The organism is Microbacterium sp. 69-7, from assembly GCF_001897985.1.
In the GTDB taxonomy this organism is placed as follows: Bacteria; Actinomycetota; Actinomycetes; order Actinomycetales; family Microbacteriaceae; genus Microbacterium; species Microbacterium laevaniformans.
In genome coordinates, this window is sequence record NZ_MKRU01000066.1 from 1 (window position 1) to 9,190 (window position 9,190).

Here is a 9,190-nt window from a genome sequence, read left to right on the forward strand (position 1 = left end):
TGGCCTCGTGCCCTCCCGAAGACACCGTGACGGCCACACGGTAGGCGCCGGGCGATGCCGCGACGACATCGAACGTGGTCGAACCGCCGACGACCGTCGCCGTGGCGGCCGCATCGTCGAGCACGCGCGCCGCGGTGAGCGTGAGGTTGCCGGCGGTGCCCGTGACGTGCGGCGCGACATCGACCGACACCCGCGAACCGGCGACATCGACGACGGCGAACGACTGCAGGGCCGGCTGCGCGTCGCCCCGGATGCGCACGACGAGCTGCCGGGTCGCCGTCGCGCCGCGGACGTCGGCGACCGTCACGGTGATCGACTCGGTCTGCTCGCCGTCCACTCCGGCGTCGCGGTGCTGGAACACGACGTCGCCCTCCGGTGTGGTCGCAACCTCGCCGAGACCGGAGTCGTCGCTCGCCGACAGCAGCAGAACGGGGTCGCCTTGAGGATCCACCCAGTCCCCGAGCACCGGAACGGTCACCGTGCCGCCCGGAGCGACCTCGGGGCTCGGCCAGTCCTGGCGGCATCCCTCGACGCCGCACCACACCGGCGCGGAGTTCTCGTCCTCGGCGGCCACGCGCAGCGTCACCGTCGCCGGCGGCGACATGAGCCCGTTCACCGTGGTGCCATCGGTCACCGCGTAGGTGAAGGTCGCGGACCCGGTCGCTCCGGGGGCGACGCGCACCGCGAGGCGCTGGCGGTCATCGGTGGTGGTCACGGTTCCGAACGCGGGGTCGAGACCGGCGACCGAAGCCGGGTCGACGGCGAGAACGTCATCGTTGGGATCGTGGTCGTTCAACAACACCGGAAGACTCACGAGCGCACCCGGACGCACGCCGAACACATCGTTCTCGGCGACCGGCGGGCGCGGGTCGATGATGGGGGGCGGCTTCTGATCCGAGGTCTTCGGCGCGGTCTGCACCTCGTCCTCGATGTTCCAATTCTGGCTGGAGGGCAGCAGCCGCCCATCCGGAACCGACCAGACCCACCCCGAGCGCGCGTCGTTGAGGATCACGCTGTCGCCGGCATCCACGAAGACGGGACGCCGCTGAGAGCCCAGTCCCTGCCCGCCGTAGTCCAGAGGCACATCCCCGCCCGTGGAGGTCCACAGGGTGCCGCCGCGCGTGCCCTCCGCGAGCCATGCGGCGCTGACGACGCCGCCGCGACTGACCGGACGGGCGGGGGTGCCGCGCGAGGTCGTGCTGTCGCCGAAGATGCGCTCGCCCGCGACGCCGGAGACCGCAATGCGGACCAGCCCGGTGTCATCGGCGACGTACACGGCATCGCCGTCGACTGCGGCGCGACTGACCGCGACGGCGCCGGTCAGCGACACAGCGCCCTGCCCGCGGCTCGTCCAGAACCGTCCCGCGCCGCTACCGGCGGTATCCAGGAGCACCCAGTCGTCGCCGGCCGCGGTGAGGACGGGGCGCTCCACGGTGGCCGCGACGGTGTCGGTGGCGGCAACCCTTCCCGAGGCGAGGTCGATCCGCGAGACGGTGCCTGCCGCTGCCGAGTAGCTGAAGACCACTCCCGACGAGGACGAGGCGACGGCGGCGGATGCCGGGACCTCGATCGGCGCGGCGGGTCCGGCCGACAGCCGTCCCGCGAACACCGCCCCCGCGTCGGTGCGGTAGGCCACCACGTCGCCGGAGGCGTCGATGTCGGCCGTGCCGGCCGGCGCGGGCGTCGCCGAGCGGAGCCCCTCGGCGACGAGATCGACCGGTGCGGCGTCGTCGATGCGCTCGACCTTGGCATCGTTGTCGGTGAACATGTACGCGCCGTCGGCGGAGGTCACGATGCGGCTCGGGTTGCTGACCGCCCGCACCGTGTCGATCTCTCCGATGGCCGTGTTCACGCGGGCGTAGCGCAGGGTGTCGGCCTGCAGCACCCACGCCGTGGTCTGCTGCGGCGGGGTGCGCTGAGCATCCAGGCCCGGCCAGACCACACTGACCCCGGTGATGAGCGCCAACGCCGCACCCGCGGCGGCGAGACCGACGACGCTGCCCCGCTTCATCAGCGGATCACCGTCCACAGCGCCGCTCCTGCGGCGAGCAGTCCGCCGGCCGCCACCAGCGCGCCGACGATCGAGAGGGCGATCACCCGGGGCGACCACAATGCGCGCGGGGAGGAGGCGCTCAGACCGGTCGCGTCCTCGTCCGCGCTGGGCGTTCGACGCGCCGTGGCCTCCGGCATCGATCGCCGGCGACCCTCCGCCACGCGGCTGCGCGCGGGGCCGCGCGCCGACACGTCGGTGAAATCGATCGCGTCGGATGCCGGCATCCACTCCTCCGTCGGCACCTCCAGCGGGGTGGGCGCGATCCCCGCCGCACGCTGGACCTCGCGGACGGCCTCGCCGAACTCCCGCGCCGAGGCGTATCGGCGGTCGGGGTCCCGGGTCATGGCCGTCGCGAGGACCTGCTGCAGCGCGTCGGGCACATCCGGACGGGCGATCGGCACGAACGTCGCCCGCGCGATGCGGCGACGCATCAGCTCGCGGGTGTTCTGATCCTTCTCGCGCCTCTCGAACGGGCTGTGACCGGCCAGCAGCGAGTACACGGTCGCGCCCAGGCTCCACACCTCGCTCGCGATCGTGCCGCCGCTGTGCTCGGCGACGACTTCCGGAGCGCTCCACGGGATCGACATCGCGAGGACGTCGGATGCCGCGCTGCGCTGCAACGACGCGGAGATGCCGAAGTCGGCCAGCACCGCCGACCCGAAGCTGGTCACCAGGATGTTGCTCGGCTTGATGTCGCGGTGGATCAGACCCGCGCGGTGCGCGGACTCGAGTGCCCCGGCCAGACGCACCGCGACGGCCATCACCTCGTCCACCGGCATCCGTTCGATGCGATAGCGCTGCGCGAGCGAGCCGGGGCAGTACTCCATCACGATATACGGGCGTCCGTCGGCGGAGATTCCCGCCTGATAGACCGTGACGATCGCCGGATGCGCCGACAGATGCGCCAGAACGTCGGCCTCGGCGTTGAACATGCGCAGCAGATCGGGGTCACGCTCGCCCGCCGGCAGCACCTTCACCGCGACCGCACGCCGCGGCATGTCCTGTTGATAGAGGAAGACGTCGGCGAAGCCGCCGGATCCCAGCGGACGCACGTAGTCGAGCCCCGGCAGCTGCGGCGGCGCAGACGGGAGCCTGCGCGTCATGGCACCCCTCAGTCATCTCGCGACCCCATCCCCGACGACCTCGGGAACCCGGCCATGCTAACAAAGCCACCTCGACACACCGCGGCGCCCGCTCCGCACCGCGTCGAGCCGGCACCGATCAGAGCTCGGGCAGGCCGGGGTCGGCGTTCGGCTCGAACGGTGCATCCAGCGAACGCGTGAGCTCCTCGAGCATGGCGGCGATCTGCGGCTCGACGTACTGCGCGATAGCGGCCTGGATACGCAGGCGATGGTGCAGCAGCACGGCGCAGACCTCGCGACCCACCATGTTCGCGTAGTCATCGGCCAGTCCGACCTCTTGACGGAGGGCCGCCTTCGCATCGTCGCTGAGCGGCGGCAAGGCCGGGATGTCGGCGTCCTCCTGCTCCGCGAGGCCGCCGATCGTGAAGAGGAACGGTGCTCCCGGGACCGGATCCGGATCGAGGGGAAGTCCCTCGAACTCGGGGTCGAGCCCTTCCGCGGGGCGGTAGCTGCGCGCCCGGTTGCGGGCGGCCTGCTGGTCGAGCTCGGCCTGCAGCATCGGGAGGTTGCGCGACGTGTACTCCGCGACGGCATGATCGACGATCGTCTTGATGCGAGTGGAGAGCCCGTGCTGCACGCCGTGCGGAACATCCGCCCCCAGGCCCGCGGCCGACAGCACCGGCGAGCCGAAGCAGCGGCGGCACGGCGCGACGCGCCCGCGGTGGGTGGCGGGCTCCCAGCGCGGCAGCCAGCGCAGCCAGGCGTCCACCGCCTGGCTGACCTGGGTCTCGATCGACCGCTCCACGGGTCCATTGTTGCGGCATCCGCGCCGATCGCGGGGGATTTCCGGCCACGACTCAGTCGTCGTCGCGCTCCCACGGCCAGCGAGGCCGTTCGGCGGCGGTGCGCACGAGCGCGATCGCCCCCCATCCACCCACCAGCGCGGCGGCGGCCAGCACGACGGCGAACCACGAGGTCGCGAATGCGCCCACAGCGGCCACGATGCGCGCGCCGTCCACTCCCGAGAGCACACCGCCGGCCAGTACACCGACCAGGTAGGCGAGCACCGTCGCCACCGTCACGATCGCCGCGCTGCCGTATCGCCTGCGCTCGGGGCGGACGGCGAACCAGGTCGACAGGGCGAAGGCGCCGACGGAGAACGCGCCCCCGACGATGCCGGGCAGCTGCCCCAGCCCGGAGACCGGCAGCACCTCCGCGCCCGTGAACAGGCTGAGCATCCCGAACCCGCCGATCAGCAGGGCGAAGAACCCCACGACGGCGAACGCGGTGGCCACCGGCGGGGTGAGTCCGCCTGCGCCACCGCGTCCGCGCGGATCGGTCATCAGCTCTGGTGCAGCCTCGGGCCCGCCTCGAGCGTGCGCTCGTACTCGCGCTGCGCCTCGTCATTCAGCTCGGTGACGCGCTTGCCGCGAGCCGCGACCCACGCGCCGAACCAGATCGTGAGCTCACGGCCGAGCACGAAGGCCACGATCGCGAGCGGGGCGAGCAGCTGCCCCTGAATGAGGTCGGCACCCTGCCGCGCGGTGAGCGTCCAGAACGGCGCCTGGAACAGCTGGCCGAGGAGGTGCCCCGCGTAGGCGACGACGCCGACGAGAAGGCCGAAGATGACCCAGTGGCCCCAGCGTCCACGATTGATGACGGCACCGAGCAGCCAGAAGCCGATGAAGAAGACGACGACCGGCACCCACAGCCACCACGACTGCACCGCAGCCAGCGCGGCGGTGCCCACGTTGGCACCCGTCACCTCGCCCCGGATGGCCTGCAGGCCGAGCGCGGCGCCGAGGTACAGGACGCCGAAGGCCACCGCCGCCAGCAGGCCGATCGCGCCCGCAGCGCCACGGTTGCCGCGCAGACGCGGCGGCTCGGGAGCCTGCACGAAGATCGGCTGCGGGGCGGGGGCCGCGGCCGGGACGACCGGCACGACCGGCTCCGCGACGACGACGGTCTCCGCAGAAGACGAATAGGCGCCCGGAACGTACGTCTCGTCGACCGGATCGTCGGCGAAGGAGGATCCGTAGACCGGTTCCGTGTGCGTGGCGGGCGTCGACTCCGCGCGCGCCGGCTCGGCGACCACGGGCTGCGGCGCCTGCTCGGACGCGGCCGACGCGGACGTGTGGACAGCGTCGGCGGCCTCGGCATCCGCTGTCGAGGGCGCATCGACGGCGGCCTCGCGAGAGGCGGCTTCGGCGTCGGCGAGCCCCGCATGGGCACTCGCGACGGCCTCATCGACCGACGTGGTCTCGACCGGGGTGTTCTCCTCGATCGGTTCGCCGTACTTGGGGTCGCTCATGGCGTGTGCTCCTCACGCGGGACGTGTGCCGCCGCACAGCGAGCGTAACGCCGGGATGGGGCACCGACGCGGAGCCATGCCGACGTGTCTCGACGCCCGTGCCGCGCGCGCCGCTTATCGTGAGGCCATGACGTCACGCCGACTCGCCGCCCTCGGGATCACGCTGCTCGCGGCGCTCGCGCTGACCGCCTGCGCCGGCACGCCCGACACCATCGGGACGAGCGCGTCCGCCCCGGCGTCGCCTGCCGCACCGACGCCGGCGATGACACTCGCTCCGTTCCCGATGGGCCCGGCCACCTCGACGACGCCGCTGCCGTCGAACCTGCCGCAGGGATGCCGGGACATCCTGACCGCGAGCGTCCTGCAGGAGCTCGACGGCGTGCCGCTGAACGCGGAGGGGATGGGCGGCGGCATCCGCAGTGACAGCACGCGCGTGTGCGTCTGGGGCGAGCCGGGCGCGGTCGGCACTCGCCTCGTGACCCTCATCGGGTACGCCCCCGACCAGCCGGCTCGCGACGCGCTCTACGCCCTCGGCAACGACGGCTACACGTGCTACGAGCCGCACGGCGGCATCCGCTGCGAGAAGACCTGGCAGTCCGCGACCCTCCCGGTGCAGGAGGGGCGCACCCTCTTCTACCGCGACGGTGTCATCGTCGACACCCAGTACTCGAATCTCGCCCCCGCCGGCTACACCGACGCCATCATCGACGCGCTCTGGCCGCCCGCCGGGTCGGTGCCGAGAACGCCGGCGCCGACACCCAGCCCGTCCGCGACGCGATAGCGGCGGACGGGCCGGGTCTGGGGCCTTTCCGAGACGTCAGAACGAGGTCACGACGACGCGGTTGATCTTCGGGTCACGAAGAGACTCGTAGCCCTGCTGCACCTCGTCGATCGAGATCTCCCTCGACACGAGCTCGTCGAGCTTGTACCGGCCCTGCAGATAGAGTTCGGCGATCATCGGGATGTCACGCTTCGGATTTGTCGAGCCCATGTAGACGCCCTCGACCCGGTTACGTGCGCCGAGCAGCTGGAGCGCGGACACGTCGATATGGTTGGCCGGGTCGAGAATTCCGATGAGGTAGAGCCCGCCACCGGGCGCCAGCATCGAGAGCCCCGACTGCGTCACTGCGGGAATCCCCACGAAGTCGAAGACGTAGTCCGCCCCGAGACCGCCGGTGAGCTCCTTGACCGCGGCGACGGCGTCGACCTCGCGGGAGTTGATGACGTCAGTCGCGCCGAAATGCCGCGCATTGTCGAGCTTGTCGTCGGCGACATCGATGGCGATGATACGACCTGCTCCGGCGATCACTGCGCCGCTGATGGCGTTGGTGCCGACCCCGCCGGTGCCGATGATCGCGACGGTCTCACCGGGTTGGACGTCGGCGGTGTTCATCACCGCGCCGGCCCCCGTCACAACCCCGCAGCCGAGCAGCGCCGCCTGCGGAAACGGAACGGCATCCGGAATCTTGGCGAGCTGGTTCTCGTGGATGAGTGCGAACTCCGCAAAGCCCCCGAGTCCCATGCCTTGCGCGAGCTCGTTGCCGTCCGCGTCGGCCAGACGCCCGGCGCGCACCGTGAACTCCGGGTGCTCGCAGAGATGAACGCGTCCGATGAGGCATTTCGCGCACGATCCGCAGTACTGGACCAGGCAGGCGACGACGTCGTCACCCACCGCGAGGTCGACGACGTCGGGGCCCACCGCTGTGACGACGCCGGATACCTCGTGCCCGAGGACCATCGGCACTTCGTAGCCGAGCGGGGTGTTGGCCGCGAGTTCATCGCTATGGCACAGCCCCGAGGCCTTGACCTGGACCAGTACCTCGCGACCTCGTGGCTCGGCGATCGCCACCTCTTCTGTGTGGAATCCTCCGCCGAACTCGCGCACGACCGATGCCTTCATCTCTGTTCTCCTTCTTCTGCCGCAGCCCCGCGGCCCGTCACCCGTGACATCAGCGTCGCGGTAGGTCGTCCGCGTCAGTGCGGACTCCGTCAGACTACTCGCGATTCTGAACATCTGTCTCGAAACTCATCTGTCATGATGGGGCGGTGGCTGCGCTCGAATCGCACACCCCCCGCTCGACGCCGAAGGCTTCCAAGGATCCGCGCCCAGCGCGCACGCGCGGCCGCATCGTGCAGGCGCTCGGAGAGTTGCTTCGCAGCGGTGAGAGCGTGTCGGTCGCCGCGATCTGCACGCGGGGCGGCGTCGGCCGCTCGACGTTCTATGCGCACTTCGGATCGGTCGACGACGTCGCCGAGCTCGTGGTCGACGAGGTCTTCGCGGAGCTGGGCCCCCGTGACGCCCGTCGCCGCCACGAACACGAGCTTCCCGGCGACGTCATCGCAGAGCTGGCGACGCGTGACCTGTTGGCCGCGCTCCGCGAGAAACGCGAGTTCTTCCTCTACGTCCTGGCCGGCCCCTCGACACTCCGGCTGCGCGAACATGTGTTCGCCGCGCTCGCGACGTCGGTGCGCGACGCGGTGCGCGCGGAACGCCCCGCCGACGACGACGCGACGATACGCACGGCCAGCAGTTTCATCGCCGGCGGCCTCGTCGCGCTCCTCGTCGACATCGTGGTTCACGGCGACGTCGACGACGAGCGCATCGTGCGGCTCATGGTGGACCTGCTGCCGACCTGGCTCGCGAGGCCGCAGACCTCGCGATAGTCGCGTTCAGCCCCAGACGCGCTTGGCGATGCGGGTGACGTAGTCCGTCGGGTGCCAGCTCGTCTCGCTCGTCGACAGCCACCGGCCCCCACCGGCCTCGATCGTCTCCGTGAGTTCGCCGTCGGTGCGGGTACACCGCGTGCGCTCGGCCTGCGAGGAGCACGTGAACCCGGTCGCCGGCAGCGCCGCCGCGGCGATGGGCCCGGCATCCGCGGGGACGTTCGCGAGCGTCGTGGTGACGGTGCCGGCGTCGGCGCGCCATGCACAGGTGAACACGACCTGCGGCCGCAGGGCGTCGACCAGCTGCGTCGCGGTGGTCATGGGAGCGTCGGCGGAGGCGGTCAGCCCGGCCGCCCCGGGGGCGAAGGTCAGCGTCGCGTCGAGAGCCGCGTCGTACAGATCGGCGCAGCGGGTCGGCGCCGCGCCCCCGACCTGCCCCGCCTCGCCCGTCGCGTCCGCGGCCGGTGTCGAGGTCGACGGGCGTCCGACCGCGTCGCCGAGCCACGACACGGATGCCGGGATCATCGGAATCGCGAGGAACGCCAGCACGCCGACGGTCGCCGCACACGCGACACCGACGACCCACGCGAACGCCGCGCTTCTTCCTCCGACCCGAGCCATGCGCTCAGGCTATCTCCGCGCCCCCACGCACCCGCCGCGCCCTCCCGCGAGCCGCCAAGATCTGCCCGAGCCGCCATGTTCCGGCGCGCCAGATCATGGCGGCTCGCGCGGAACGTGGCGGCTCGCGGAAATGGGAAAGGGCCCCGGGGACGTGTGTCCCCGGGGCCCTTTGGCCTCGATCAGTTGTAGGTGCCGGGCGTGAAGTCGTCCGTCGAGAAGCTGTCGAAGTCGACGTAGCTCAGGTCGGCGTCGCTGTACGCGCCGTCCGAGGCGAAGATGCGGTTGGGGTACCGCTCGCTCTTGGCCTCCTCCGTCGCCTCGACCACGACGTTGCGGTACTTCGCAAGGCCGGTGCCGGCGGGGATGAGCTTTCCGATGATGACGTTCTCCTTGAGGCCGACGAGCGGGTCGCTCTTGCCCTCCATGGCCGCCTGCGTCAGGACGCGGGTGGTCTCCTGG

Annotated in this window: 10 protein-coding genes; 2 read left to right on the forward strand and 8 right to left on the reverse strand. The window is 71.5% G+C overall.

Going from position 1 to position 9,190, the window contains the following annotated elements:
- From BGN98_RS06395 to BGN98_RS06415, 5 genes are all read right to left on the reverse strand, one after another.
- Nucleotides 1-2,011: Ig-like domain-containing protein (locus BGN98_RS06395; RefSeq protein WP_288120314.1), on the reverse strand; the 2,011-nt coding region annotated here is incomplete at its 3' end.
- Complete coding sequence (locus BGN98_RS06400) at nt 2,011-3,156, reverse strand: serine/threonine-protein kinase (RefSeq protein WP_016463581.1); 1,146 nt, start codon at nt 3,154-3,156, stop codon at nt 2,011-2,013. The genes BGN98_RS06395 and BGN98_RS06400, both read right to left, overlap by 1 nt.
- A 118-nt stretch (nt 3,157-3,274) precedes the next feature.
- A complete protein-coding gene (locus tag BGN98_RS06405; RefSeq protein WP_005050534.1) occupies nt 3,275-3,940 on the reverse strand; it encodes a hypothetical protein in 666 nt (221 codons plus the stop codon).
- A 52-nt stretch (nt 3,941-3,992) separates the two neighbouring features.
- Complete coding sequence (locus BGN98_RS06410; protein ID WP_288120317.1) at nt 3,993-4,478, reverse strand: DUF6121 family protein; 486 nt, start codon at nt 4,476-4,478, stop codon at nt 3,993-3,995.
- Complete coding sequence (locus BGN98_RS06415) at nt 4,478-5,446, reverse strand: ABC transporter (protein WP_288120319.1); 969 nt, start codon at nt 5,444-5,446, stop codon at nt 4,478-4,480. The genes BGN98_RS06410 and BGN98_RS06415 overlap by 1 nt, the downstream gene beginning before the upstream one ends.
- 127 nt (nt 5,447-5,573) lie before the next feature.
- Between BGN98_RS06415 and BGN98_RS06420 the strand changes: the two genes are divergently transcribed.
- Entirely contained in the window at nt 5,574-6,227 is a 654-nt protein-coding gene (locus BGN98_RS06420) for a hypothetical protein (RefSeq protein WP_288120320.1), read from the forward strand.
- A 36-nt stretch (nt 6,228-6,263) separates the two neighbouring features.
- Here the strand turns inward: BGN98_RS06420 and BGN98_RS06425 are convergent, their stop codons facing one another.
- Nucleotides 6,264-7,346: a zinc-binding dehydrogenase gene (locus BGN98_RS06425; protein WP_288120321.1), complete on the reverse strand. Its 1,083-nt coding sequence runs from the start codon at nt 7,344-7,346 to the stop codon at nt 6,264-6,266.
- Nucleotides 7,347-7,492: 146 nt separating this feature from the next.
- On the opposite strand from BGN98_RS06425, the gene BGN98_RS06430 reads away from it, so the two are divergent.
- Complete coding sequence (locus BGN98_RS06430; RefSeq protein ID WP_051039635.1) at nt 7,493-8,110, forward strand: TetR/AcrR family transcriptional regulator; 618 nt, start codon at nt 7,493-7,495, stop codon at nt 8,108-8,110.
- A 6-nt stretch (nt 8,111-8,116) separates the two neighbouring features.
- Here the strand turns inward: BGN98_RS06430 and BGN98_RS06435 are convergent, their stop codons facing one another.
- Together BGN98_RS06435 and BGN98_RS06440 are read right to left on the reverse strand one after the other, a co-directional pair.
- Nucleotides 8,117-8,731: a hypothetical protein gene (locus BGN98_RS06435; protein ID WP_288120322.1), complete on the reverse strand. Its 615-nt coding sequence runs from the start codon at nt 8,729-8,731 to the stop codon at nt 8,117-8,119.
- 179 nt (nt 8,732-8,910) lie between these two features.
- A partial coding sequence (locus tag BGN98_RS06440; RefSeq protein ID WP_288120323.1) for a hypothetical protein occupies nt 8,911-9,190 on the reverse strand: 280 nt, incomplete at its 5' end.